This window comes from Arenibacter algicola (genome assembly GCF_000733925.1).
Taxonomy (GTDB): Bacteria; Bacteroidota; Bacteroidia; order Flavobacteriales; family Flavobacteriaceae; genus Arenibacter; species Arenibacter algicola.
Window position 1 is genome coordinate 470,822 of sequence record NZ_JPOO01000003.1, and the last position, 26,984, is coordinate 497,805.

The following is a 26,984-nucleotide window of genomic DNA, read 5'->3' on the forward strand; positions in this document are numbered from 1 at the left end:
CATGGGAAAAGATGTAGTGATCATAGGTGGGGGAATAGTCGGACTCTGTTCTGCTTATTTTTTACAAAAAGAAGGACATAAGGTTACGGTATTGGACAAATCGGATATTACTTCCGGGGCTTCTTTTGTCAACGCTGGATATATTACCCCAAGCCATATTATTCCCTTGGCCTCCCCTGGAATGATTTCAAAGGGAATTAAATGGATGTTCAATTCGTCCAGTCCGTTTTATATGCAACCCCGTTGGGATACCGATTTTTTTAAATGGTCTTGGTATTTCCATAAATCCTCCACTAAAGAAAAAGTAGCCTTGGCCATACCATTGATCAAGGAAATAAATATAATTAGCAGGGAACTTTTCACCTCCATAAAGAATTCCGGGGATCTAGGGGATTTTCAACTGGAACGCAAGGGACTATTAATGCTTTATAAAACCGATAAGGAAGGTGAACATGAAATGCAAGTAGCCAAAAAGGCTTCCTATTTAGGCCTGGAGGTTAGCTCTTTGAACAAAAAAGAACTGGATACACTTCAGCCAAATGTTACCATGAACGTCAAAGGTGCTATTCATTATGAGTGTGACGGACATACCACTCCAACGGAGTTCATGAAAAAAATGCTGGAATATTTAAAGAGGAGCGGGGTAATTATTAAGACTAATGAAGAGGTTATAGATTTATCCACAGAAAATGGTCGAATAATAAAGGTAACTACCAATAAGAATGACTATTCCCCAAAAGAAGTTGTTTTGGCAGCAGGCTCTTGGAGCGATAATTTATCAAAGAAATTGAAAATAAAGCTTCCCATACAGGCAGGAAAGGGTTATCGGATAAATGTTCCCAGACCCACTGGGATTACTATTCCGGCCATTTTGATGGAAGCCAAGGTGGCGGTAACGCCAATGGCAGAATATACCCGTTTTGCGGGCACCATGGAATTCTCGGGAATCAATGATGTTATTAGAAAACAACGGGTTGAGGCCATCGCAAATGCCACCACCGAATTTTATCCGGAAATAAAAATAAGTGAGGCAGAAAAATTGGATGCCAAAAGTGGATTACGACCCGTATCTCCAGACGGATTGCCCTATATTGGAAAGAGTAGCTCCCTAAAAAATTTAACCGTTGCAACCGGACACGCCATGATGGGTTGGAGTCTAGGCCCTGTGACCGGAAAATTGGTTTCGGAAATAATATCGGACAAAAAAACATCGATGGATATAAACGGCTTTTCTCCAAATAGACGATTCTAGATCTTATGAATCAAAAAATAAATTCCAAATCATGAAATCGGAAACAAGCATGCTCCTTTTCATGGTTTGGAATTCTTAGGTTAAAAATATTAATTGGGATGAATAACACTACCTTTTAAAAGATAGACTAATGCTCGCTAATCACTACCGCCTGTCTCACCCAATAAATTAAATCCGCCTTTAACTATAACCTGATCACCATCCTTTAAATCGCCCATTTCTGCAATGGCGGTATATCCATTATAGCTATCACCAATTTTAACCGCCTTTGTTTCAAAAACACTTCCTTCATTTCCTTCAGAAACCAAGGTTATAACGTAATGGTTATTATCCTGGACAATTACACTTTCAATGGGCAGGGCGTTTATACTCTTGTTAGAAGTAATGATAGCAGCCTCAACAAACATACCTACTGCAAAATTGTGGTTTTCATCATCGTGTAAATGACCGTGGACCTTTACCGTTCTACTGTCCGCATCAATGGAGGTCCCCACCAAATATACCTCGGCTTCGTAATATTCCGCTGAAGCTTCGGATATTTTAAAACGTATTTTTTGATCCTTTTTTATATTCATAATATCCTTTTCAAAGACAGACAATTCCAAATGAATGTGATCGGTATTTATAATTTCCATAATTTCGTCGGCAGGGGAGACATACATCCCCTTACTAACATTTACTTTGGTTATATTTCCGTCTATTGGGGCAAAAATGGTTGCCTCAGATGCCAAAATTCCTTTTTCAACATTATCCGGAGAAATATTTAACATTTTTAGTTTTTGTCGTAACCCGTTGTATCTGGCAAGATTGCGTTTGTATTCGCTCTCTGCCTTTAAAAAATTCTTTTGTGAAGTTATGTTTTCGGCAACTAGACTTTTTTGGCGGTCAAATTCGGATTTCAAAAAATTAAGCTGTTCAAAGCTTTCTTGATAATCCTGTTGCAATTGTATGAATTCGGGATTTTCCAATGTAAGTAGGGGCTGTCCTTTTTTTACCTTATTTCCGATCAAAAGGGGAGTTCTTTTTATATATCCCCCGGCAAATGCACTTACTATTGCTTTATTTTGGGGAGGAACATCTATGGTCCCAGCAACCACTACCTCTACAGGGAAGTTTTGTAGACTAATACGCCCAAGTTCCATGCCCTCTACGTCAAATTGGGCTTTGGAAATGGTAATGGTATTTGTCGCTTGTTCACTTGGGTCAGCATTGGCAGCAACATTGCTTTTTTCATTGGAATCCCCGCATGCAGACACATTGAGGAAAAGGACTGTTACAATAAGTATATATAGTAATCGTGACATAGTATTTATTTTATAAGTTTAAATAATTGATAGCAATGACAGTTTGATTATAGGCATTAAGGTTCTCCAGATAAGTTAGGGTAATATTGTACCCATTTTCCATACTCTGTATATATTGAAAAAAGTCTATTTCCCCGCTCTGATAGCTTAGGGTCGCCGTTTTTATAATTTCATCGGCAAGAACTTGACCTTCAGTCTCGTAATAGGCAAGCACTTCTTTATACTTTTTTAATTGTCCCATAAGTGACTGGTATTTGGTCCTTAACTGAACAGTATAATCCTCGGCTTCCGCCAGGGACACCTTCTTGGCTATTTTGGCTGCCTTAATTTTGGAGGCATTACCACTAAAAAACAACGGAATCTTAACCCCCACCTGAAAACCATAAAGGTTCTCTCCCAAAGTGGAATTGGTTCCCTGGAAATAATTAAAATTCAGGTCCGGCAATAAATATTGCTGCTCTAGAGTACTTTTTGCTTGGAACATTTTTGTTCTATTTTCAAAAAACGACATCCCTGCATTATTTTCAAGATTCACATCCATTATCTGAAGTTTTTCCATAGGTATCGTCCTCACCAACAGTATAGAATCCGGTTGTACCGTTTTAATGAGTTCCTGATACGCCAAATTGGCATCTTCAACGGCTTTTTTGTAAAGTGTCTGAAGTTCCTTTTGTTTGGCCTGTGCTGTTATTTTTTCCAAATAGTTGCTTTCGCCAAGTTCAAACCTGCGTTGGGCGGAGTAGGAAAAGCGTTCGTACAGATCATTTAGTTCGCTAAAGGTCTTTTCCTTGTGCCTTGCGTATTGCAATCCATGATAATTGGAAGCCAGCTCCTGTTCCAGAATTCGCTTTTTCCGTTCATGAGCACTACTTTCTGTAAGATAATTGGCCTTATTGACACCTTTTTCTGCAAAATAAACGGTTGGAAAAAGAAAGTTCTGCTGTACACCAAAGACCTCCAAAGGCTTGTTGTTGATGGCGATATTGTTTTGATCGTAATGATAGTATAGGTCTGTCTTATCAAAACTGAAGGCACTGCCTATAAGCGCTTTGGATTCATCCACCTTAAGTTTCGATGCCCTTAGGCCAGAGTTGTTACTTAAGGCCAAGGTGTGTATTTCATCAAAATTGAGTCCCTCCTCCTGTGCCTGAACACCGCTGATACCAATTAAGAAAAGTATTACCAAACTTAGGACTTTTACATTGTTCTTGGAATTGACCGTCTCCTTTTTATCTTTTAAATGAAAAATAGAGTAGAGTATGGGCAATACCACCAATGTTAATATAGTGGCGGTAATAAGCCCTCCAATAACTACTGTGGCAAGTGGTCTCTGCACCTCTGCGCCTACGTTAGTGGAAATAGCCATAGGAAGGAAACCCAGTGCGGCAGCGGATGCCGTCAACAAAACGGCTCTTAACCTATCTTTTGATCCCTGTATAATAAGTTCATCAGAATCTTCCATACCTGCGTGTTTTAATTCTTTAAAATGTTCTATCAACACAATTCCATTGAGTACGGCAATCCCGAAAAGGGCTATGAAACCAACACCAGCAGAGATACTAAATGGCATATCCCTGACAAACAAAAGAAGTATTCCTCCAACGGCCGCCAAAGGAATGGCCGAGTAAATAATCAGTGCCTCCCTTATTGAGCTAAATGCAAAATAGAGTAATATCAGAATAAGTACCAACGCTACTGGCACTGCAATTTTCAGTCGGTCTTTGGCACTTTGTAAATTTTCGAATTGCCCCCCGTAAGTGATGGTGTAGCCTGTCGGTAGCTTTACATTTGTTTCGATAAGCTTTTGAATGTCATCTACCACCGACTGAAGGTCCCTATTCCTTACATTGATACCCACTACTATCCTGCGTTTGGTATCGTCCCTAGAGATTTTGGCCGCTCCGGTCGTATAGGAGATTTGGGCCAACTCCCCTAAAGGGATCTTACCGGCCGACGGAGTGTCCACATATAAATTTTTAAGATTGGAAATGTCCTGTCTACTTTTTTGATCCAGTCTTAGTGTTAGGTCAAATCGCTTTTCTCCCTCAAAAACACTCCCTAGGTTGGTCCCTGCAAACCCCATGGAAATAAGATTGTTTAAATCAGCAATATTAAGACCATACCTGGCAATCTTTGCCCTGTCGAATTTTACGTTCATTTGCGGAAGTCCTGCAATTTTCTCTACCGTTATGTCTGCCGCGCCCTCCACATTCTGAATAAGATTTCTTATTTCATTTCCTTTTTTATTCAAGATTTCCAGGTCCTCCCCGAAAATTTTAATGGCAATATCCGCGCGGACACCTGTAATAAGTTCATTAAAGCGCATTTCAATGGGCTGGGTAAATTCTAACTCCATACCAGGGATCACTCCCAGGGCCTCCTTGAATTTATCCGCCAATTCATCCTTAGTCTCTGCAGAAACCCATTCCTTTTTGGATTTAAGGATAATAATAACATCGCTTTCCTCCATAGACATAGGATCCGTGGGTACTTCTGCTGCACCTATTCTGGTTACCACCTGTTTTACTTCCGGGAAATTATCAATTAGAATCTGTTCAATCTTAGTAGTAATTTCAACAGTTTCGCTCAAAGAGGTCCCTGTTTTCAAAACGGGTTGTATCACAAAGTCCCCCTCGTCCAAGGTAGGCACAAACTCTCCGCCCATAGTGGTAAATAGGTATATGGATCCCCCCAATAGCACGACAGAAATAGCCAACACCACCTTTTTCTTTTTTAGTGCCCAACGGATAATGGGATCATAAGATCTATTTAGAAAATCCATTAGACGTACCGAAATGTTTTTTGAGGACTTGGTAGATGGTCTTATAAATATGGAGGCGGCCACCGGAACATAGGTAAAACATAAGATCATGGCACCTATTAAGGCAAAACTAAAGGTGAGCGCCATGGGTTTGAACATTTTCCCCTCTACACCACTTAAGGATAGGATTGGAATGAATACGATGAGTATAATTAGCTGCCCAAAAATAGCCGAGTTCATCATTTTGGAAGCGCCATTAAAGGTAATTTCATTTTTTAGTTGCTGTTGGGCCCTTGTTCCCAGCAATTGCAATTCTCCTTTCTTAGCGGTTATTTGATAGGCTATGAATTCGACAATAATAACTGCACCATCTATAATGATCCCAAAGTCTATGGCCCCTAGGCTCATCAGGTTTGCATCTACCCCAAAAATATACATCATTGAGAGGGCAAATAATAAACAAAGTGGAATTACGGAAGCCACTACCAAACCTGAACGGAGATTTCCCAACAGCAGAACAACCACAAAAATTACGATCAAACAACCCAGGATTAGGTTCTCTGCCACAGTAAAGGTTGTTTTTCCAATAAGCTCGCTACGCTCCAAAAATCCATTTATAAAAACACCTTCGGGCAAGGTCTTGGAAATAGCGTCTATGCGTTCATGAACAGCTTCAATAACCTTTTTGGAATTGGCATCCTTAAGCATCATTACCTGTCCCAAAACCTTTTCTCCTTCCCCATTTCCGGTAATGGCCCCAAAACGGGTGGCACTGCCAAAACCAACATTGGCTACATCCTTAATATAAATAGGTAGGTTGTCCGTTGATTTAACTACAATATTTTCAATATCCTTAAGGGAAGATATAAGCCCTTCCCCCCGAATAAAGTAGGCCTGGTTTACTTTTTCAATATAACCACCTCCCGAAACGCTATTATTCTTTTCCAAGGCCGTAAAAATTTCGGCAGTGGTAATATTCATGGCATGCAGCTTTTGAGTGTTTATAGCTACTTCATATTGTTTTAAATAGCCGCCCCAAGTATTCACCTCCACTACTCCGGGAATTCCCGAAAGTTGCCTCTTCACCACCCAATCCTGGATGGTACGCAGATCCATGGCAGAATACTTGTCCTTATACCCCGGCTTAGTATCCAGAATGTATTGGTAAATTTCTCCAAGACCAGTAGTGATAGGGCCCATTTGGGGAGTACCGAATCCTGCAGGGATTTTCTCGGAGGCAGAGATTAACTTTTCGGAAATTAACTGTCGGGGCAGATAAGTGCCCATATTGTCCTCAAAGACGATGGTGACTACCGAGAGTCCAAATTTTGACACCGATCGAATTTCAATAACACCGGGCAAATTGGCCATTTCCAGTTCCACGGGATAGGTTATGAATTGCTCCATATCCTGAGTGGATAAATTCTGGGAGGTGGTAATTACCTGTACCTGATTATTGGTAACATCGGGAACTGCTCCAATGGGTATCTGCGTTAAGGAATACAGTCCAAAACCTATAATAAATAATGTGAGTAAAAAAACAATTAATTTGTTCTTTATACTGAATTGTATAATATTGGATAACATAATTCATTTATAAAAAGATTGCAAGCTATTGCAAAACAGCTTGTTAAATAATGATTTCAATCAGTAATGAATTATGCAGTCTTGGGGGGTTGGAAAATATCGGAATTTTCTATTTGACAATAAGATTCCTGATAAAAATAGTTTGAAGTGGTATCTGCCACTTGAGGAGTTTTAGGTACCATAAAATCTGCTCCGCTCAGTACAAAGGCAGTGGAATAATGGGAGCAGGTTTGATGATTGAAAGGCAATTCTTCATGATCCTTCTGTTCCTCCCTATGTTCCAAATCGTGCTGGGTTTTAAGTTCCCCATAATGTTTGGATATAAAAACAAACAAGTTATCCCCATATTTCTCTTTGTGGAACTGGGCATGAGTCATAAAATCATCCAATTGGGCAACATCTACCATATCCAAATTAAAACTTTGGAACAGCAATAAAATCGACAACGTTATGGAAAATAATTTGCTCATTTGCCCACTAAAGATAAGAAATAATTATCTCTCACAATAAAAGCTGTTACTAACTTTTTGCCAAATGTTATTCAATGACTACCAAGGCTTTGATCAAAGCCTCTTTTTTATGCCTGCTCAAAGGAATAACTTGTTCGTTTATTTCTACCGTGGAACCGTTAAAATTTTCAATCTTTTCCAAATTAACCGTATAGGATTTGTGGATTCTAAGAAATTTATCCTTGGGCAATTGCTTGGCAAAGGCCTTCATGGTAGAGAGTATTAAAGTCTTTTTATCCGTGGATATAATCTTCACATAATCTCCATAAGCCTCTATCCATAAAATCTCGTTCAGGAATAGTTTAGTTTTTTTAAGGTTACTATTTACATATATATATTCCAGCTCAATCTCCTCCGCATTTTCAAGTTCATAATTGTTAATTGCCTTTCTTATGGAAACATCAAATCGGGTTTTATCCACTGGTTTCTGTAAATAATCCGTTACGTCATAATCGAAGGCCTTCATGGCATAATTGGGGTTGCCAGAAATAAGTATAACCTGCGGTTTATGTTCCAAGGATTCCAGGAATTCGAATCCGTTGAAACCTGGCATTTCAATATCCAAAAATATTAAGTCTATAATATTGCTGCCGATGTCCTTTTTTGCATCTACACCATTATCGTATTCATTTATAAGATCAAGCTTGGAGTGTTCCTTTATTATTTTAGCTACTGCGCGGCGTTGTACCGTTGAGTCGTCTATTAAAATGCATTTTAATTTAGTTTTTTTCATGGTCGAAATTTAACAAACTACCACAACGAATTAAAGCTGACCAAAGCCCAAGATTGGGAACAGTCTAAATTTTCCCGTTACCGTTTGCAACAGGAATATCAACTACTTTAATGCCCAGGGTTAGTGTTTGGCATTTTATAAGGAACAAATATACAGTATGTTATATTAAAAATAATTCTAAATTATTATAAATCGCTCAGACCAAATACAATAGGGCCTAACACAATAAAATATCTGAAAATGGTGAACAAAAAAATAATTTATGAAGCATGACAAATGAAATATTACCCATAAAAAACCATTCGTTTTTATGTAGCTTGCCTGTAAATCAACTTATGGTGTTTTGACCTAGTAGGATTGAGTAGCCCTTTTGATAATACCTTAGGAATATCTGTTACTTGTGTGCCAATTAATGTCCTATTTAAGGTTAAAGGAAAATTTCCCGATCGACCAATGATAAGGATTAAAATACACTCTTTGTATATGTTTATTTTGAATTATCTTTATGTATCTGTCCCCGAATCCAAACCTAAAATGTGCGCTCAAAATATTTTTTTCAATACCAACCTACCCAGAAAATAGTAATGATATGGATTTGGATGAAATGTTCTGGGCATATTATTTTGGAAGTTTGATTGACAAATTCGGCATTCGATGGATGAGCTGTGTCAACCAAGATTAGTCCGTATAAGTCATATAATTAAAGACAAGGGGGATCTCGACAGAACAACACCTTTAGTTACGTAAATAATTGCAAATCAATACTTTAAAACAATTACAATAATCTTTCAATTTAACAAAATGTGTTATGCAAGATTTTAAATTAAACAGTTCCGCAAAAGATGTTAGCTCATACATTGCCAGTTGTCCAGTAACGGTACAGGAGGTTTTGGAAAAATTGCGAAGTACCATCCTAAAAGCGGCACCAGAGGCAGAGGAAACGATTAGTTACAAAATGCCGGCCTTTAAGTATTATGGTATGTTGGTATACTTCGCTGCCTATAAAAATCATATCGGATTCTATGCCACCCCAACGGGTCACAAAGAATTTGAAAAAGAATTGGCTCCCTATAAACAAGGGAAAGGTTCGGTTCAATTTCCACTAAACCAACCCTTGCCGTTCTCTTTAGTTGCAAAAATTGTAAAATTTAGAGCACAGGAGAACTTGGCAAATTTTCAAAACAAGAAGAAAGCTAAAAAATAAATCTTAAAGTATTGTAATGAATGTGGACAATGCCCACTTCCTTAAAAATAGACCATAATTCTCAATTAAACTACCTCGGGGCATTGAAAGGACCCATATTTCAGATTTCGACGCCCGCCTGAATGGGACAGGCAGGCAAGCGCCGGAGCATTTTAATCTCGATTATCGAGTAAAATGGTTGATCTCTGAGCACAGACCATCTTCAATTTCAACAAAAATCTGCAATTTCCTATCTTAGTGGCTACCTTTAATTATGTAACCCTTAATACACAATGAACCATATAAAAACATAGCTCCAAGTTATTATTTTGTTATGTTCTATTTTGTTTTTATTATGACTTTTTAAAGACTAATTTTGACATATGATGAAGAACTACTTAGTCCATTTTGTTTTGTGTATTTCCTTTATACTGGGCATAGCCTTCCCAATAGAACTTTTGGCCCAGGAAATAAAGATTTTTTCCGTTGAGGATTTTGATTTAAAAGGACCGGTTAAATCTTGTTTGGTTGCGACCGATTACGGAAAGGAAGAATATACCTTTAATGAAGGAGGAATTCTAACAAAGGCCGTTACCCGTTATAACGATACAGATTATGACATAACAATTTATAAATTGGATGGTTCCGTACTATTGGAAAAACGGTTAGAGAATTATAGGGACGGTGTATTTGTGAAGAACACCTCTATTGCCAATTTTTATGAATTGGACACCACAGATGGCAAAAAGATTACCGAAAAAATTATTTCGTACAACAAGGAGTTTTTAGATCAGTATGAATACAACTATGGAGAGGACGGGAAGCTCTCCACCATAAAACGTATCAATGATAGCGGTATTGACGAAACTGCACTTAAATATGAAGTCTACAAAGGTGAGGTTACCGAAACATATTATTTAAATGATATCATTTTCAAATCTATCAGGACCTCAAAAATAAAGGGAAAGGACAATACCGTTCACAAATTAATTCTGACCAAAGAATTTCTGGAAGGTTTACCTCAGAAGGCGCTGGAACAGACTTATGACAGTAATAACAAACTGGTCTTGGAAAAAAGGTTTGTTTATAACGATGGTCAAAAAACATTTATTCCCACAGAAAGTATGACCTATACGTACAATGACAAGGGAATGCTAATTTCATTAAAAACTGCCAAAGGTAAATCGGTGAGTGTCCAAGAATTTATTTACCAATACGACAGCCATGAATCCGGCAACTGGATAAAACAGATTATTACCCCGGACAACACCTATAAAACCAGAAAAATTAAATATTACGAAAAGGAAACCATACAGGCTCCGGAAGTCAAGTCGTAAATACTTTATTCCGAAAAATTAACTCCATTCCTCTTTTAGAAGGCCATAGCAGCAGGTATTTCGTTTGAAGCCATCCAACAGATAAACGTTTTTACGCAAGACACCTTCCAATTTGGCCCCCAATTTTTCAACCGCCTTACGGGATTGAATATTGCGTTCATCAATCCTAAATTCTACCTTTTCAAAATGCATTTCATTAAAGGCATGATTGAGCATTAGAAGTTTTACCTGACCATTAAGGCCAGTGCCTTGAAATTCCCTTCCTATCCATGTGGAACCTATTTCAAGAACCTTGTTTTTTTGGTCGATATTCATAAATCGGCTACTACCCGCATACTTTTTATTCCTTTTATCGTAGATAATAAAGGGCATGGCCGTAAAATTTCTTTCTTTCTCCAGAGCCTGTTCCACATACTTTTTTAGTGCTTCGGGTGTCTCAATATCAGAAGGGGAATATTGAACAAGTTTTTCCTGACCGGCAATAGGCAATAAATGATGGTAGTTGCTCATTGACAGTGGCGCCAGTTTCACAAAATCGTTTTCCAGAATTGGGCTAAAGCTTTTCATGTAATTAGATTGATTAAAATATCCTTTTTTATTTCATGCCCACCATCAAATTTAATCAATTCGGCTTTTCCGTTAAATAGCGATTTCAACTTTTCCTTCTCTCTTTGTAGACGGGATTCCGATATAAATTCATCCTTATTGCCCAACACCAATTTTATCTTGGCGTTTTTGGTAAGTAAAAATTTAAAATCCTCAGGAGTAAGTTCCTCTGGGATACCACCAGCATATAATATCAATTGATCTAGGTTAACTTTACTTTTCGCGGTCCAACGGGCAGCTATGGACACCCCTTGGGAAAAGCCCAATACAATTAGTCTGCAATGGGCGGGTATTTTTTCCGAGGCCAACAGATTATCCATATAATTTAAAACATTCCCCGTTTCCAAAACCGTGTTTTCCTTGGTAAGCCAACTAGCTCCAACATGCTTAAAATCCTTGTTCAAATAATATTTTGAGGGAGCCTGTGGAGCAATAATATAATTTTCCTCCTTGGGCAATTCATTAAAATATTTAATAAAATATCTGCTCAAAAATCCAATACCGTGAAATACTATCCAAACATTCTTGGTTTTTTCGCTCAGGATGTTCAAGGCGCAATAGGTATTGGTGGCAGTATATGAAATTTGCTTTTCTTTGAGTTCCATCAATTTTGGGATAAGGTATAAAGTAACACAATTGTTGAATTTCTAATGCTTAATTTTACAAAAAAATAATTCATGAACGAATACAAGGAGAAAATTCTAAAAATTTGCAATGAGCATAACAAAGCTACCCTAATGGAAACCTTGAATATAGAATATATTGATGTTGGAGAGAATTATTTGGTGGCAAAAATGCCAGTTACTTCGCAGGTACATCAACCTGATGGGGTTTTACATGGTGGTGCCACTGTGGCATTGGCCGAAAGTGTAGGAAGTATGGCTTCCCACATTTTTTTGGATACCAAAGAATTTTTTGTTCGTGGTTTGGAAATATCGGCCAATCATGTCAAAAGCATCAGGGAGGGAGATGTTTACGCTAGGGCAGAGGTGGTACATAAAGGCCGTACCACACAGATTTGGGATATTAAAGTAACGGATAAAGACGGAAACCTAATTTCAATTTGCAAACTTACCACCATTGCCTTATCCAAAAAATAGTATGTCCCTAGGTTTTTTAGATCAAATTGAAGAGCACTTTCGTCAAGGATTGCCATTTGTTGCCTATAGAAAACCCAATAAGGCTGAAGTAAAGGTAATTTTTCAAAATGACCGGGAATTACATTATATAAACAACTTTACCGAGAGTGGCTTTGTATTCGCACCCTTTAATGGGGTAGGACCTGCCGTCTTAATTAAAGAGGACGAAGCTTTAGAGGAAACCTTTGAATCGGAACCGGTAAACGCCAAAAATCCAATTTCCCCTTCATTAGATCAGGACTCCGATAAAGATTTTTACCTCAAATTAATAGAACAGGCAATCAAAAGCATTGATTCGGGAAATTTAAAAAAGGTGGTACTATCCAGAAGTATAGAAGTAGGGACCTCAAAGACCCCTTTTGTTATGTTCAGCGATTTGCTCCTCCAATATCCAAAAGCTTTTTGTTATATCTGGTTCCATCCTAAAATTGGGCTGTGGTTGGGAGCCACTCCCGAAATATTTTTGGAAACTGAAAACAATAAATTTAGGACTATGTCCTTAGCTGGCACCCAATTGCATAAGGTTGGAGAAGCACCAATTTGGAAAGAAAAAGAAATTGAAGAGCAGGAGATGGTGACCCAATTTATTCAAAGTTCACTGAAAGACAAGGTTTCTTCCCTAGAGGTATCCGAGGCCATGTCTATTAGAGCGGGCAATCTTTGGCATATTAAATCGTCCGTTTCTGGAAATATGAATAATTCGCGGCTCCAAGAAATTATAGAAGTCCTACACCCAACGCCGGCCGTTTGTGGACTACCAAAAAATGCGGCTAAAGAATTTATTTTGGAAAATGAGAATTATGAACGCCAATTCTATACAGGTTTTTTGGGAGAGTTAAATTTTAAGGAAGATATCAGACGGCCATCAACAAGAAAAAATCAGGAAAATATGGCCTATAGGACCATAAAGAACAGAACCTCCTTGTATGTAAATTTAAGATGCATGCAGGTACTGGAAAACAAGGTAAAAGTCTATGTTGGCGGCGGCATAACCAGTAGGTCGGTCCCCGACAAGGAATGGCAGGAGACACTGGATAAAAGTAGGACCATGTTAAATATAGTTTTAAAGTAAACCAAAAACCAGCTATGAATTGGTTTTAGAAATACCTGAGTTGTATTTTTGCAATAATGAAATATTCCAATATTCCCACCGCACAGTCACTTGTCCATCATTGCAAAGCAAGGGGCATTAAAAATATAATTATATCTCCGGGATCAAGAAATGCACCTTTGACCATAAGTTTTTCGGAAGACCCTTTTTTTAATTGTTATAGTATCGTTGACGAGCGTTGCGCTGCATTTTTTGCTCTGGGCATATCACAGCAACTAATGCAACCTACAGTAATTTTATGTACCTCTGGCAGTGCATTGTTAAACTATTATCCCGCCATTGCGGAAGCTTTCTATAGCGATATACCACTAATTGTTATATCGGCGGATAGGCCCTCTTATAAAGTGGATATAGGGGACGGACAAACCATAAGACAGGAAAATGTGTTTGAAAAGCATATTGGTCACTCCGCAAACCTAAAACAGGATGTTTGTCATTCAACCCATAAAATCAGGAAATATGACCCAGATCAATTAGCGGAAGAAAATATTGACCAATCCCAATTTCTGGTTCAAGAGTACAATGACAAAGCACTTAACAAGGCACTTAATATTGCCATTGCCAATAATACTCCCGTACATATAAATATTCCGTTCGAAGAGCCTTTGTACGAAACAGTGGAGGAATCCCCACTTTTGCCACAGATTGAGTTATTGAAGAAGCAAGGGGAAAATGGTCTAGACGAATGGCAGGACTATATTCATAGCTGGCAAAATGCTTCCCGAAAAATGGTGTTGGTCGGGGTAAATCCGCCTAACGCGGTTGAAAAAATGTATTTGGAAATTCTTGCCAAAGATCCAACGGTTGTGGTAATGACGGAATGTACTTCCAATTTATTTCATCCCAACTTTTTCCCCAATATAGACAGTATAATAGCTCCTATTGAGAAATCCGCCAACAAGGAAGAATTGTTCAAAATGCTACGCCCGGAAATTGTCCTAACATTTGGGGGGCTTATTGTTTCGAAAAAAATAAAGGCTTTTTTAAGGGATTATTCCCCCTTAATGCATTGGCATGTAAATCCCAAAAAAGCATACAACACCTTTTTTAGTCTAACAAAACATTTTAAAACGACTCCCAACGAATTATTTAAAAACCTTTTGGCAAACCCTTCGTCCCAAGAAAGTAACTATTATGACTATTGGACAAAAAGGAAGGATCATTACAAGTTAAGAAGACAACAGTACTTACTGGAAATACCATTTTCTGACATGTGGGTATTCCATAAGACTTTGGAAAGTATTCCAAGTAATTATCAACTACAACTGTCCAACAGTTCTACTGTTAGATATGCCCAATTATTCGATTTGGAGCCCTCTATCCGTGTTTTCTGCAATAGAGGCACCAGTGGTATAGATGGCAGTACTTCAACGGCCATAGGGGCTTCGATTTATGAACCCAGTCCAACATTGCTGATTACGGGCGATTTAAGCTTTATCTATGACAGCAATGGTCTATGGAACAATTACATTAAACCTAATTTTAGGATAATCGTTATCAATAATGGTGGCGGCGGCATTTTTAGAATTTTACCTGGCAAAGAGGAAACCGACAATTTCAATACCTTCTTTGAGACAACCCATAATCTTAATATCCAATCCATAGCTGAAATGTACAACTTTGAATTTGAGTCCGTTTCCAACAAAATCGACTTAATTGAAGCCTTGGGGAATTTCTATAAAGCATCCGAAAAACCCAAAATTCTTGAAATAAAAACGCCTAGATTATTAAATAACAATATTTTGCTTAGTTATTTTGATTTCATATCTTAGAAAGATATTAATCTAATCATTAAGAATATATACTATTATGAGCAAAAGAGATGAATTAATCGAAAAATATGCAGCAGACATCAAGGACAAATTTGGTGAAACTCCAAATATGGATTTATTGACGAAAGTTACCATAGGATTAGGGCCTTCCATATACAACATGGATGCGTCTAAAGTTTCAGGGTCGGATGACAAAGAATTGCAAACGGTTAAGAATAACTTCCTAATTAAAAAACTGGGATTAAAAGATAGCCCACAATTAATGGATGCTATTAAAAGCGTAACAGACAAATACGGCAGTTCCGTAAAGAGCAAGCACAGGGCCGTAGTTTATTATATGTTGGCGAAACACTTTAAAAAGGAATCCGTCTATAAATAATAGTACCTACAATATATACATGAGCCGCCTTTAAAAAGAGCGGCTTTTTTTTATTGAGATTCTTTTTAAACGTATTTTTGCCAAATGATAGCACTTGGAAAATATAATAACTTAGAAATACTTAGGGACACAACAGTTGGTCTCTTTTTGGGAGATGACGAAGGTAATGATGTACTATTGCCCAATAAGTATGTACCCGAGGAATTTGAGATCGGAGACCACTTGGATGTATTTTGCTATCTGGATCATGAAGAGCGAATTGTAGCTACTACATTGGTACCTTTTGTGACTGTAGATCAGTTTCAGTTGCTCCAAGTTGCAGAAGTAAATGAATACGGTGCGTTTATGGACTGGGGACTGGAAAAGCATTTGTTGGTTCCTTTTAGGGAACAGCGCAACAAAATGCAAGAAGGTCAATGGTACGTTGTATATTGCTATTTGGATGAAAAAACAGATAGACTGGTAGCTTCCAACAAGCTGGATAAATTTTTGTCCAATGATGAATTAACAGTGCAAGCCCTGGACGAGGTAGATCTTGTGGTTACCAGACTGACCGATTTAGGCTGGGAGGTAATTATAAACCATAAGCACAAAGGATTGGTTTACTCCAACGAAATTTTCAAAAAAGTGGCCGTTGGGGACAAACTAAAAGGGTATATAAAAAATATAAGGCCAGATAACAAAATAGATGTTAGCTTACAACCTATAGGATACAAAAGTTTAGAGCCTGCGGCAAACTTAATTTATGAAAAACTTGTCGCCAATGGTGGAATTCTAAATTTACACGATAAATCGGACCCAGAGGATATTAAAAGAATTATGCAGATGAGCAAGAAGACTTTTAAAAAGGGAATAGGGGCTCTGTACAAGGAACGTAAAATAGAAATTAAGCCAGATAGCATCAAGTTGCTATAATTTACCAGCTTTAAATAACGGACATTAAATTAGTGGTGTCCAATTATTTAAGGATTTTACTTTTAATTATTTGTCGTTTTGCAACAAAAACCATTACTTTTACAACAACCAAGTTTAAAAACATAAATAGTCGATTTATTTTCACTAATTTTAGAACTCATCCCCTAAACAATTTAGACTATGCCATTCATAGAGGAAAGTGATTTATTAGAATTGCATAAAGACATAGACAAGGCTCAAATCATAAATGAGCGTCTATTGGATCAAATAAAATACAAGAACAAGGAATTAAAGCGCAGTAAGATACAGCGAAATCTATTTGGCAGTATAACCGTGCTTTTTTTAATTGGCACACTGGCCATTTTCTCGTACAATGCAGGATTTATCAGATCTTCCAATTATGAGAACAGAAATAACATGAGCAATAACCTCTTGGTGTCCATAGATAGTCTGGAGGTGATAAAGGCCAGAATAGATAATCTTAAGGAACAGAACGAGGAACTAAGTCTCGTGAAGGAGTTTTATTTGGCTAAAAAGTTTTTGGATAAAGAAAAGATTTATTCCGTTCAGGTTAAGTCCTTTGTAGACAACAACATAACTCTTGCTTCAGAATCTCTCAACAATACAATATTCGTAAAAACCAATCCCTTTTATTCTTACTCTCTGGGAAATTTTGAAACCTTGGAAGAAGCCAGATCTTTTAGGTTCCAATTGGTGAAAATGGGTTTTGAGGATGCATTCGTTGCTTCGTACAAAGAAGGAAAGCGTTTAGAAATAGAAGACCCATATTAAATTGCCAAAAATTAAAGCTTGGATTAGTGCGGCCCGTTTGAGGACACTTCCTCTTTCGTTGTCCGGAATAATTATAGGTACAGCACTGGGAAGCATGTACGGCCAATTTCGTTGGGATATTTTTGTATTTGCACTATTAACCACTGTCGCATTCCAGATTACTTCAAATTTCGCCAATGATTATGGCGATGGTGTTAAAGGCACCGATAATGAAAATAGGGTAGGACCTATGCGCGCTCTCCAAAGTGGCCAGTTAACCAGGCACGAACTTAAAAGTGGGATTGTAATTTCAATTGTAATATGTGTCTTTTTAACAGTTGCCCTATTATATCTCTCCTTTGGTACAAAGAACCTTCTTTTTACCCTAATTTTCGGAGCACTTGGAATTCTGAGCATTTGGGCAGCCATTAAATACACCGTTGGAAAATCGGCCTATGGATATAAGGGCCTGGGAGATTTGTTCGTTTTTCTTTTTTTTGGCCTGCTGGGAGTAATGGGTTCCATGTTTCTTTATACCAAAACACTATTTGCGATGGCTATTTTTCCTGCTGTAGCTATAGGCCTTTTGAGTACGGGGGTATTGAATCTTAACAACTTAAGGGACTATGAGTCCGATAAGACTTCCAATAAAAATACCCTGATAGTGAAGATGGGCATTAAAAACGGTAAAATATACCATGTTTTCCTAATCATAATTAGTTTTATAAGCATGCTGGCCTTTACCTTCATGCATTACCAGAATTGGAAAAATGCCATTCATTTAGCAGCATTTGTACCTATATTTATACATCTAAATAAAATGTGGAAAATTAGGAATACGGTACTGCTGGATCCCGAATTGAAAAAGTTGGCTTTGAGCACTTTTTTATTGTCGATTCTGTTTTATTTTAGTTTTAATAATTTTTCGTAATTTTGAGATAATAACCAATCAAATAAATACACCTTGGAACAACCGATTAGAATTCTTATTGTAGAGGACAACGTGATAATTGCAGATGACATGCAATCTATGTTGGAAGAGATTGGATACGAAATCGTAGACAATGTTATTGTTTACGAGCAGGCAGTTGAAGTCTTAAAGAACAAGGAAGTTGACCTTGTGTTGATCGATATTATCTTAGCCTCCGATAAAACCGGAATTGACTTGGGCAAGCACATTAGGGAAAACTACAACATCCCCTTTATCTTTGTAACATCCAATTCCGATCGGGCCACTGTTGAAAATGCCAAGACTGTAAAGCCCAACGGCTATTTGGTCAAGCCATTTGAGCAACAGGATTTATACACCTCCATTGAAATTGCCCTGTCCAACTTTACTTCCGTAAAGAACAATGGGGCATCTGAAAGTCAGGAAGAGGAAGATGATAGGCTAATGTCCAACAAGGTTTTGAAGGATTCCATTTTCGTTAAAAAACAACATCTGTATTATCGAATCCAATTTGGGGATATACAGTTTATCAAAGCGGATAATGTGTATCTAGAGGTTAATACAGTAGACAAAAAGTTTTTGGTTCGATCTCCTCTCAAGGATTATTTGGAGAAACTACCGCAACAGAAATTTTACAGGGCTCATAAATCCTATATTGTTAACGTGGACCATATTGATGCCATTAACTCCAAGGATATTTTAATTAACAATACACTTATTCCTATTTCAAAGGAATTCAAGGAATTTATTATTTCAGCAATGAATTCGTAACAAATAATTTTATTTAAGAATATAAAGGTGCTTCAAGGCACCTTTTTTATTTACCGCAAACTGCATATTGATCTAATTGATTTTACAGCTAAAGCAGAAGTAAATTCTGTACCATTGTACACATATTAAAGCAGAAACCCCGGCAATAAGACGGGGTTGTTATACTATCAGAATTTCAAAGAGCCTTCTGCTTTTGAAATTCAGGTTTAAGCAATAAAATTTAGAGTAGTTATTTTATCATACACAATATCATTTTATTTAAACTAAATGGGCAGAATATTCCATTTCCCTCAATTTGGACAAGGCCTCCGATTTAGAGTTTACATTTAATTTTAGATATATATTCTGTATATGAAAGTTTACGGTACTCGGAGTTACAAATAAATTATCCGCAATGGTCTTATAAGTAGCTCCCTGACATAAATAATCAATAATCTGATTTTCCCTTTCAGAAAAAGATGCATAAGCTTTTCGTTGAAACATAGCTATTATTTTCTTGGCTATATCGTTGCTTATGGTAGCGCCTTCATACTTTATCGCATTCAGGGCGTGGTACAAACTCTTTATGCCGACAGGCTTGGAAACATAACCATTTGCCATATTTTTGAAGGCTTTTTTTACGATGCCAAAATCACTTTGGCCACTGATCATGATAATTTTAACTTCAGGGTCTTTTTTACGAAAAAGTCCAATACCTTCAATACCACAGCCATCCGGCATAGAAACTTCAGAAGCAATAATATCGGGTAGAACATTATCGTAATCCAAAAGCGCTTCCTTAACCGAAGCATATATGCCTACAAGTGAATATTCCTCATAAGTTTCGAAATAATATTTGTAGGTTTCGTGGAACGATGGGTCATTGTCTATAACAATAATTTTAAGAACGTTAAGTTTCATAAGTTTTGGGATTTGGGGAGACTTCTTTTTTTGCAATAAAAATCAAGTATTGCCATAAGAATAGAGCACCACTTGATACAAATTAAGAACTACTGTTCTAGAATTGGCTATGAACTGTTTTGTCTGCTATTATGCAGATATAGTTCTGTCGCTTTTTGAATCGGTAAGGGTAGGTTTTCATACTTTGGTGATTTGGGATTTAAATATTATTTAATCTATTTCTGCTTCACTATTATAATGGAAAATAAGGAACACTTGGCTAAACTTCATCTTAAGACCGTAGGTATATCTTAAACGCCATGCTCTATCTTCCAATCCTTGTTTTTAAAACTTAAAATTATGTTAATAAAATTTAAATATAGAGATAAAATCTTAAACCTCCATAAAAAAACGATGTATTTTCCTACAAAATAATATTGTAAGGACTATTATGAATTATTCATAAAAATTAAACCATTTCATTGAATTATTAAAACTATAATTGTAAGTAACTCAGGTCCAACCCTAAAGGATATATTATTAAAATTGGAGGCCAAATAAATTTATACTTTTTCATATACTATTGAACATAATAGACATACAGTCCTACAAATACTAATTTGAGTTATTCAAAGCGGTCAATTAACTCATCCCCGTCTTCATATAAATTTTCGGCGGTTGCAGCATTATTATTGACCTTCATAATCCATTTTTCATTTAGATATTTGCCATCCAAGTCTGTGGTATAAGCCATTTCAGCATCGTTTTTCTTATTGTAATCTGCTAAATACACATAATACAGACCATTTTCCTTATTGAAAAATTGCTTGGCACTAATCCCTTTGTGTTTTAAGTCACTTATAAAGGAATCCACATTTTCCTTATTTTTATAAACGTTGGCAATCAAATAGTAGCCTGTTTTTACACCGGCAATCCCCGATTGCTGCTCCATCCTAATTGGTAATTTGGCGTAATCTTTATTCTCTATTGGTAATTTGTTGTATTCTTTATTTTCCGCATTATTAATGCGGTATATGGTTTTTTCCTGCACATTGGCAACAGCAGTTTCATATTGCTCAGTATTTAATTTTTGAAGGTCGGTTTTCATGCTCTGTTTTATTTCGTCTTTCAGTATCCTAACCAACATATCGAACCTTTTGTCAATCTCCCTCTTGTTCGCAGATTCCAAAGAGTCCTGTCTTAGTATTAGTCCATCCAATATTAAACGATTTTCGTTAGCAAGGGTATTTTGGCATCCATCATTTTTTCCAGATTTATCGGCATCGCCCGTATTTACAGTGAGGTTTATTATATGATCTTTGGAGTCGTCATTTTTGGCGTACCTACTTCTAAGCAGCTCCTTTAAGAGCAAGTGATTCTGGTAGGCCAATGAACTTTGGCATTCGCAATTGCTATTGCTACTGCCGTCATTACTAGAAGCTAATCTTAACATATCATTCCCTGAGCCCTCCTTATCAGTGTAGTCATCAATTACTTCCGAATATTGTTGATCACTTAATTTTATGCCTTGATCCCTTCGCTGTATTTCAGCCTTCAGTTTTTTAATCTCTTTTTCGTAGTTCTTTACTATGGGGTCCGACTTTCTCTTCTTGGTAGTGGTGGGCTTTCTATAGGTGGAATTTACTATTGGTTTCCTAGTATCGCCAAAGTCATTTTTAAATGTGTAGGCTAAGGATAGCTCATGGTTCCAACCCAGGCTGGCACCGTATTTTAAAAAATTCTTTTCAAATACGTATCCAAGGGTCATCTTTTTACCAAGATTAAATCCCAGCCCCACAGACAAACCATACCTATCATCAAAAGTTGACTGCAGCCAACCATAATCCGGTAAGTCCAATAAAACAGATCCTGCTATAGAAAAATTCTCCTCCTCATCCCTATGGACCTGTAACAAGGGCATAATTCTACCATTAGTAAACAAGCCTCTCCTAGCGTCGAGCTCGTGCGTATATTGGAGGGAGGCTTTAAGGGTTTTGTCGCTAAAATTGGTAATAACACTATTGGTCGTTTGATTATAACTAACAAGGTCTTGGGCATATAGACCAAAATCGACCTGACCTATAGATAGTACCGCCCCGGGCTGAAGGGCCAACCTGGTCTCTTTTCTGGCATCCAATATTTCCGGGTCGTTTTCTGAAGCTATTATCCTGTTTTTATCTATTCCTGCATTAAGATAGGTGATATTGGTTCCGAAACTTAAATCACTATTCCGACCTAATTGTACTGAAGTGGCATAGTTGGCGTTAATTCCAAATTCCTGCATAACACCGGCACGATTGGTATAGATTCCTATACCCATGGCGGTATTATCATTCAGTTTGTTGCCAAATCCCAGAAAATAGTTTTGATTATTATCGTTAAAAGTGGCGTATTGATTTTGATGTAGAATATTTACATAGGATTTGTTTTCCCTAACCAATGAAAAAGCAGGATGAATTAAAAACCTATTGTAGACCAATTGGTTGTGGTAGGAGGTAGAGGAATTGAAATCGGAATTGGTTTCTTGACAAAATAAAGCATCATTGCAGAGTACAATGCAAAATAATATTAGGAGCAATACCTTCTTAAAAATGGCACCTCTGCAGTTCATCCAAGGGGAAAAATTTATGTTATTCCGATTATAATTTGTTTCTTATAATCATATAGTGCGTGTCTCTCGCTTAACTTGGATCATTCATCTTAAGTTGACCGCAAACCTGGTCGGGGCTTTAGAAAAATTTTGCTGAAATGGTCCAAAAAAATATAGAGGACCAAATTATAAATATGTAGGTAAATTCTTACTATGAATTTATCATAGCTTTACCTCTGTACATTGTATCAGTTACACAATAATTAATGATAGTTCTACTCTTCAAAAACAGTATTTGAGTAATGTATTTGCGCTTTGTCATCAATACTTTCCAAAATATTGAATTGCTTTTTCTCCAATATCCTGTCCCTTTTCTCTTTGGAATAAGTGAATGCTACCCTTTGAGGATGGCTTTTACTTTCGCCTCTGTTGGACATTACATACCCCATTCCGTTTTTACCTGTTAGTAAAATTGAAAAGTCATCTTCAACACTATTGATGTCTGCTCCAAGGTTAACGGAAGTCCCCACTTTCCTATGATCTACCTGAACCATGAACACGTCCAGTCCACCTAAACCTTTTCTACCTTCCGAAGCAAAGACCAAGGAAGAGCCTCCTATTATTTTTGGATAAAGATCGTTATCGTCAGTGTTCACTTTTTCACCTAAATTTTTTGCTATACTAAAAGAACCGTCGTTTTGAATGTCTGCTACATAGATATCATATTTCCCAAACGTACCGGGCATATTGGAGGCAAAGAACAATCTTTTTCCGTCCGGTGAAACGGTAGGATGGATGGCCGAATAATGCTTGGGCGCCAATGCAACTTCTTTTATGTTCTGCCATTCCCCGTTTACTTTATTGGCCTTGAATATTCTGTGTACCAATTCCTTTTTTGAAAATACCCCGTACAAAGGTTTTGAATATACGGCCTTACTAAAATAGGCTGTACGACCATCTTCGGTGATTGCAATTGGCGCATTGTAGGCAAATTTAGACTTTTCCTTGTCCTCAATGTCAGCTACCATCTCACTGTCCAAACCCAGATCTTCCAGAGTCAGTTCCCTGGATACCACCGTTTCTTGAGGTTGTTGAAAGTTGAAATCCCTGTATTTACTTACTTTTTCATGATGATCGTTATTTTTCTCTATGGAGCGGTTTATTTGATAGTCCCCTTTAATTTGAGCCAGCCAATCCTTATCCTCGGAAGTACTTTCCACCACTGTAGATCTAATTTTTTTTAGTGCGAAAAGATATCGTTCATAATAACTTGCCTTGGCCTTAGAACTCCTGTTTGCATCAATTAACTTTTTATACCAAAATATGGCTTCCTCATAATTTTCGACCAAAAAGTTGGCGTTGCCAAGGTCCTCGAATATTTCGTTTTCCTTATAACCCAGTTTTAGAAGTTGTTGATACTTGTCAGCTCTTTTGCTATTTTGGACGACATTGGACTTACTATAGTCGGAAACCTTGGATTCTTGGGCGGACAAGGAACAGAAGAATAACGTAATAATGCAGCCGAGTATCCCTTTAGTGCAATTGGATAGGTTCATATTATTAGATATTGGGGTGTTAAACTAGACAAAGGTCTATTAATTTGTAGGAATAATTATTAGTAAAATTTCATAGGTTTTTGATTTTTTTGAAATCTTCCCCCATACAATTTGGACTCAGGTGGCTAGATTAAAGACTATATTCTCCCGAGGACATATAACATAAAGGCCCCAATTAATTTGAGGCCATTTTTAAAAATTAAGGATCAATTCTTGTGCATTTATCTACCATATTCCATGGCTACAATATCAACTATAAGCGAATTACACCTTCCTTAAGGGAATAGAGAATTGCCAGAACATCTTTTTTTTCGTCATCCCCATGATTATTATTATCCATGGCTTCCATAATATCATCCACAACTGCCAAATACTCTTGTTCTGAAATATTCATTCCCTTATGTGTTGTAACCATATCCCTTCCTGCATATTGCTGAGGCCCACCGGAACCCGCACAAAAGAAGTGGACAGTATGATGCTTTATAAGCTTGAGTCGCTCCGGTTGGTCCCTATACGGTACAAACCGCGGACTAACGGTTGGATTGCCCATGTGTAGATCAACCACCTCATCCACTAATTTTGTAATCCCATTTATTTCGCCTAATCTGCTGTAAAGTGTCTTTGCCATAATGTTTAATTTTAATGATTAAAGTATTACATCAAGTTTAGGCTCTTTACTGAAAAGTCAATTGCTAAATTCATTCAAATAAGTAGATTATTAGTTCATTTGTTGCCTAAAACATCCGTTTTAAAAAGTTAGAGCTGAATAAAAAGTATTTTTACAAAAGAAAGGGTCTATAATGAACAATTCCACCACAAACCCTTTATACGTATTATTGCATTAGGTAATCATCCAGTACTAAGATGTGGCCACTCCTAAAGCATATAACTGTTCCAAATTGGGAGATTCACTACCGCCTGCTGGTTCCAATGTAATACCGAATGCCTCCGATTCGTTGGGGTTGGCCAAGGCAAACACCTTATTGTCATCATCAACAAAGTCCTCCAATAGCCCCATGCTGGTTGGTGTCAACGGATTTAATTTCAGGGACCATACTTGGTAAACAAATCCATTTGGAGGATCGGGTAGGCCTTGCGCATCTATATACACCTTCTTTTCCCCCTTGTTCCAATAAGCCTTTGCGTAGGAGGTAGGGGAGACGGTCTGTCCTCCCAGTGCTACTACCGTTATATTCTTATCACGAATGGTATTCAATAAATCTTCAGTTTTTGCCAAAGAATTTTTGGAATCGGCAATCTGCAGTTCCATAGCGTCGTTTTCCCTGGAAACTACTTCTATATCTAATTTCAATTGATCGTTCTGCTGATAGAGCCATATTAAACCTCCCAAAAATACCAAGGATGCGGCCCAGCCCAAATAGGCCGTCCAACTTACTTTGTTCCTAATCGGTTCGGTTTTGACAATACCCGCCTTGGCCATTCTATTCTGTATATCACTAAATCCTTTTGTCCCAGGGGAAACGGACTTGGTCAATGACAAAACCGAAGCTTCAATGTCCTCAATTTCCTTTTTTATTTCAGGATATTTCTCCGCATTTAGATACACCTCCAAATTTTCTAAATCGGAAAGGGTACCTGCAACATATAGTTCCAATATACCTGATGCTATGTATTCCTTTGTATCCATATTATATTGCCATGTTCGTCCTTATTTGGGAAATACAACTTCTGTTTCTTGTCTTTACCGTTCCCAATGGAATGTCCAATTCTTTTGATACTTCTTTCTGTGTTAGCCCTTTAAAATAAAGTAACTCTATGATCTCGATACACTTGTCCTTTAAATTTACCAATAGTTTTTTTAACCCAATAATATCTTCTTTTCCTTCTTCACTATCCGTCATACTTTCCAAAATACCTACGAAGTAATCAGCAGAAAGGTTCTTTTTACTATTTTTATGCGACTTACTGCGTATTTCATCGATGGCGGCATTCCTTGCAATATTTAATATCCAGGTAAAGAAACGGCCTTTGGAGGCATTGTAGCTCTCGGCGTTGTTCCATGCCTTCATGAACACATCCTGACAAATCTCTTCGGCAACACTGTTATTCTTAACAATAGTATTTATTACCCCACAAATATTTTCGGAATACATATTGTACAGCTTTTGAAAGGCATCAGCATCCTTTTTTTGAAATTGTTCTACAATTATTTCTAATTCCATTCAAGAATTTTTTTAAAGATAAAAAAAGCTGCCCAAAAAGCAGCTTAATAATTTTTTTCAAACTGATCACTATTCTATAATACCGGCGCAACTAATCCTTCCCCCGGCATCACCAGTGGGTTGGGTTACAAAATCATCTTCCCCTTGATGCACAATGACTCCTTTTCCGATTAGGTTTTTGGTCTCGTCCCCACATCCCAAACACCACTCGTCAGTAGAAAACTCCACAGTTGCATTTCCTTCCGCATCTGCCGTGAAATTTCCAATGTCTCCCCTGTGATAACCTTCCGTGGAACCCCATTTACCATGAGGAGCAAAGGTAGGGTTCCAATGGCCACCGGTAGATTTTCCGTCTGCCGAGGAACAGTCCGCTTTTTCATGAATATGAATGGCGTGCTCCCCTGGGGTAAGTCCGGACAAATTGGCATTCATACTTACGGTGCCGTTCTCTTCTGTAAAGCTTACCTCGCCTTTAACATTACTGTCGCTTTTAGGTTCCAGTGAAAATTTAAGGGTCTTAACTTCTATTTCCTCTTTTATTTCCTCGGCCATTGCTTCAACATTTTCCATGGTGTCCTTGGCTTCCTTCTTTGCCTCCTTACAACTATAGGCGCCGAGGAAAAGTAATACCAACGACAATAATTTTATATTTTTCATCTTTCATTTTTTTAGGTTCTCATAAAATTACCAATTTTGG

Annotated in this window: 24 protein-coding genes; 11 read left to right on the forward strand and 13 right to left on the reverse strand. The window is 37.4% G+C overall.

Annotated features, from left to right (window positions below):
• Position 1: 1 nt before the first annotated feature.
• On the forward strand, positions 2 to 1,252 hold the full coding sequence (locus U735_RS0112195) for an NAD(P)/FAD-dependent oxidoreductase (protein ID WP_031444083.1): 1,251 nt from the start codon (positions 2 to 4) through the stop codon (positions 1,250 to 1,252).
• 137 nt (positions 1,253 to 1,389) lie between these two features.
• Here the strand turns inward: U735_RS0112195 and U735_RS0112200 are convergent, their stop codons facing one another.
• The 4 genes from U735_RS0112200 to U735_RS0112215 all read right to left on the reverse strand — a co-directional run bounded on the left by U735_RS0112200 (position 1,390) and on the right by U735_RS0112215 (position 8,146).
• Positions 1,390 to 2,556, reverse strand: coding sequence for an efflux RND transporter periplasmic adaptor subunit (locus U735_RS0112200; RefSeq protein WP_031444084.1), 1,167 nt, complete (start codon positions 2,554 to 2,556; stop codon positions 1,390 to 1,392).
• Positions 2,557 to 2,566: 10 nt separating this feature from the next.
• Positions 2,567 to 6,904: a CusA/CzcA family heavy metal efflux RND transporter gene (locus U735_RS0112205; protein WP_031444085.1), complete on the reverse strand. Its 4,338-nt coding sequence runs from the start codon at positions 6,902 to 6,904 to the stop codon at positions 2,567 to 2,569.
• A gap of 71 nt (positions 6,905 to 6,975) precedes the next feature.
• Positions 6,976 to 7,374, reverse strand: coding sequence for a hypothetical protein (locus U735_RS0112210; protein ID WP_031444086.1), 399 nt, complete (start codon positions 7,372 to 7,374; stop codon positions 6,976 to 6,978).
• A 67-nt stretch (positions 7,375 to 7,441) separates the two neighbouring features.
• A complete protein-coding gene (locus tag U735_RS0112215; protein WP_031444087.1) occupies positions 7,442 to 8,146 on the reverse strand; it encodes a LytR/AlgR family response regulator transcription factor in 705 nt (234 codons plus the stop codon).
• Positions 8,147 to 8,954: 808 nt separating this feature from the next.
• Here U735_RS0112215 and U735_RS0112225 point away from each other — a divergent pair.
• Entirely contained in the window at positions 8,955 to 9,350 is a 396-nt protein-coding gene (locus U735_RS0112225; RefSeq protein ID WP_031444088.1) for an iron chaperone, read from the forward strand.
• Positions 9,351 to 9,712: 362 nt separating this feature from the next.
• Complete coding sequence (locus tag U735_RS0112230; RefSeq protein ID WP_031444089.1) at positions 9,713 to 10,666, forward strand: hypothetical protein; 954 nt, start codon at positions 9,713 to 9,715, stop codon at positions 10,664 to 10,666.
• An 18-nt stretch (positions 10,667 to 10,684) separates the two neighbouring features.
• Here U735_RS0112230 and U735_RS0112235 read toward each other — a convergent pair whose 3' ends face one another.
• Positions 10,685 to 11,233 (reverse strand): GNAT family N-acetyltransferase, encoded by a 549-nt coding sequence (locus tag U735_RS0112235; protein ID WP_031444090.1) that lies wholly within the window; start codon positions 11,231 to 11,233, stop codon positions 10,685 to 10,687.
• Positions 11,230 to 11,877, reverse strand: a complete 648-nt coding sequence (locus U735_RS0112240; protein ID WP_031444091.1) for an alpha/beta hydrolase — start codon at positions 11,875 to 11,877, stop codon at positions 11,230 to 11,232. The genes U735_RS0112235 and U735_RS0112240 overlap by 4 nt, the downstream gene beginning before the upstream one ends.
• A 72-nt stretch (positions 11,878 to 11,949) precedes the next feature.
• Between U735_RS0112240 and U735_RS0112245 the strand changes: the two genes are divergently transcribed.
• The 8 genes from U735_RS0112245 (at position 11,950) to U735_RS0112280 (ending at position 19,079) form a co-directional block, all read left to right on the forward strand.
• Complete coding sequence (locus tag U735_RS0112245) at positions 11,950 to 12,372, forward strand: PaaI family thioesterase (protein ID WP_031444092.1); 423 nt, start codon at positions 11,950 to 11,952, stop codon at positions 12,370 to 12,372.
• A gap of 1 nt (position 12,373) precedes the next feature.
• A complete protein-coding gene (locus U735_RS0112250) occupies positions 12,374 to 13,483 on the forward strand; it encodes a chorismate-binding protein (RefSeq protein ID WP_031444093.1) in 1,110 nt (369 codons plus the stop codon).
• A gap of 56 nt (positions 13,484 to 13,539) precedes the next feature.
• Positions 13,540 to 15,294 carry a 2-succinyl-5-enolpyruvyl-6-hydroxy-3-cyclohexene-1-carboxylic-acid synthase gene (gene menD / locus U735_RS0112255; RefSeq protein WP_031444094.1) on the forward strand — a complete coding sequence of 585 codons (1,755 nt, stop codon included), beginning with the start codon at positions 13,540 to 13,542 and terminating at the stop codon, positions 15,292 to 15,294.
• Between the two features lie 37 nt (positions 15,295 to 15,331).
• On the forward strand, positions 15,332 to 15,673 hold the full coding sequence (locus U735_RS0112260; RefSeq protein ID WP_031444095.1) for a DUF2853 family protein: 342 nt from the start codon (positions 15,332 to 15,334) through the stop codon (positions 15,671 to 15,673).
• 84 nt (positions 15,674 to 15,757) lie between these two features.
• Positions 15,758 to 16,588 (forward strand): CvfB family protein, encoded by an 831-nt coding sequence (locus tag U735_RS0112265; RefSeq protein WP_031444096.1) that lies wholly within the window; start codon positions 15,758 to 15,760, stop codon positions 16,586 to 16,588.
• A gap of 180 nt (positions 16,589 to 16,768) precedes the next feature.
• On the forward strand, positions 16,769 to 17,380 hold the full coding sequence (locus U735_RS0112270; protein WP_031444097.1) for an SPOR domain-containing protein: 612 nt from the start codon (positions 16,769 to 16,771) through the stop codon (positions 17,378 to 17,380).
• Position 17,381: 1 nt separating this feature from the next.
• The gene (gene menA / locus U735_RS0112275; RefSeq protein WP_031444098.1) at positions 17,382 to 18,290 is read left to right on the forward strand and encodes a 1,4-dihydroxy-2-naphthoate octaprenyltransferase; all 909 of its coding nucleotides are present in this window, start codon (positions 17,382 to 17,384) and stop codon (positions 18,288 to 18,290) included.
• A 33-nt stretch (positions 18,291 to 18,323) separates the two neighbouring features.
• Entirely contained in the window at positions 18,324 to 19,079 is a 756-nt protein-coding gene (locus tag U735_RS0112280; protein WP_031444099.1) for a LytR/AlgR family response regulator transcription factor, read from the forward strand.
• A gap of 258 nt (positions 19,080 to 19,337) precedes the next feature.
• On the opposite strand, the gene U735_RS0112285 is transcribed toward U735_RS0112280, so the two are convergent.
• From U735_RS0112285 to U735_RS0112315, 7 genes are all read right to left on the reverse strand, one after another.
• Positions 19,338 to 19,979 carry a response regulator transcription factor gene (locus U735_RS0112285; RefSeq protein ID WP_031444100.1) on the reverse strand — a complete coding sequence of 214 codons (642 nt, stop codon included), beginning with the start codon at positions 19,977 to 19,979 and terminating at the stop codon, positions 19,338 to 19,340.
• A gap of 604 nt (positions 19,980 to 20,583) precedes the next feature.
• Complete coding sequence (locus tag U735_RS0112290; protein ID WP_031444101.1) at positions 20,584 to 22,569, reverse strand: PorP/SprF family type IX secretion system membrane protein; 1,986 nt, start codon at positions 22,567 to 22,569, stop codon at positions 20,584 to 20,586.
• A gap of 254 nt (positions 22,570 to 22,823) precedes the next feature.
• The gene (locus U735_RS0112295; protein ID WP_031444102.1) at positions 22,824 to 24,104 is read right to left on the reverse strand and encodes a TolB-like translocation protein; all 1,281 of its coding nucleotides are present in this window, start codon (positions 24,102 to 24,104) and stop codon (positions 22,824 to 22,826) included.
• 253 nt (positions 24,105 to 24,357) lie between these two features.
• Complete coding sequence (locus tag U735_RS0112300) at positions 24,358 to 24,732, reverse strand: group I truncated hemoglobin (RefSeq protein WP_031444103.1); 375 nt, start codon at positions 24,730 to 24,732, stop codon at positions 24,358 to 24,360.
• Between the two features lie 231 nt (positions 24,733 to 24,963).
• Entirely contained in the window at positions 24,964 to 25,752 is a 789-nt protein-coding gene (locus U735_RS0112305; RefSeq protein WP_031444104.1) for an anti-sigma factor, read from the reverse strand.
• A gap of 1 nt (position 25,753) precedes the next feature.
• Positions 25,754 to 26,287 carry an RNA polymerase sigma factor gene (locus U735_RS0112310; RefSeq protein ID WP_031444105.1) on the reverse strand — a complete coding sequence of 178 codons (534 nt, stop codon included), beginning with the start codon at positions 26,285 to 26,287 and terminating at the stop codon, positions 25,754 to 25,756.
• Between the two features lie 69 nt (positions 26,288 to 26,356).
• The gene (locus U735_RS0112315; RefSeq protein WP_031444106.1) at positions 26,357 to 26,944 is read right to left on the reverse strand and encodes a superoxide dismutase family protein; all 588 of its coding nucleotides are present in this window, start codon (positions 26,942 to 26,944) and stop codon (positions 26,357 to 26,359) included.
• Positions 26,945 to 26,984: the final 40 nt, after the last annotated feature.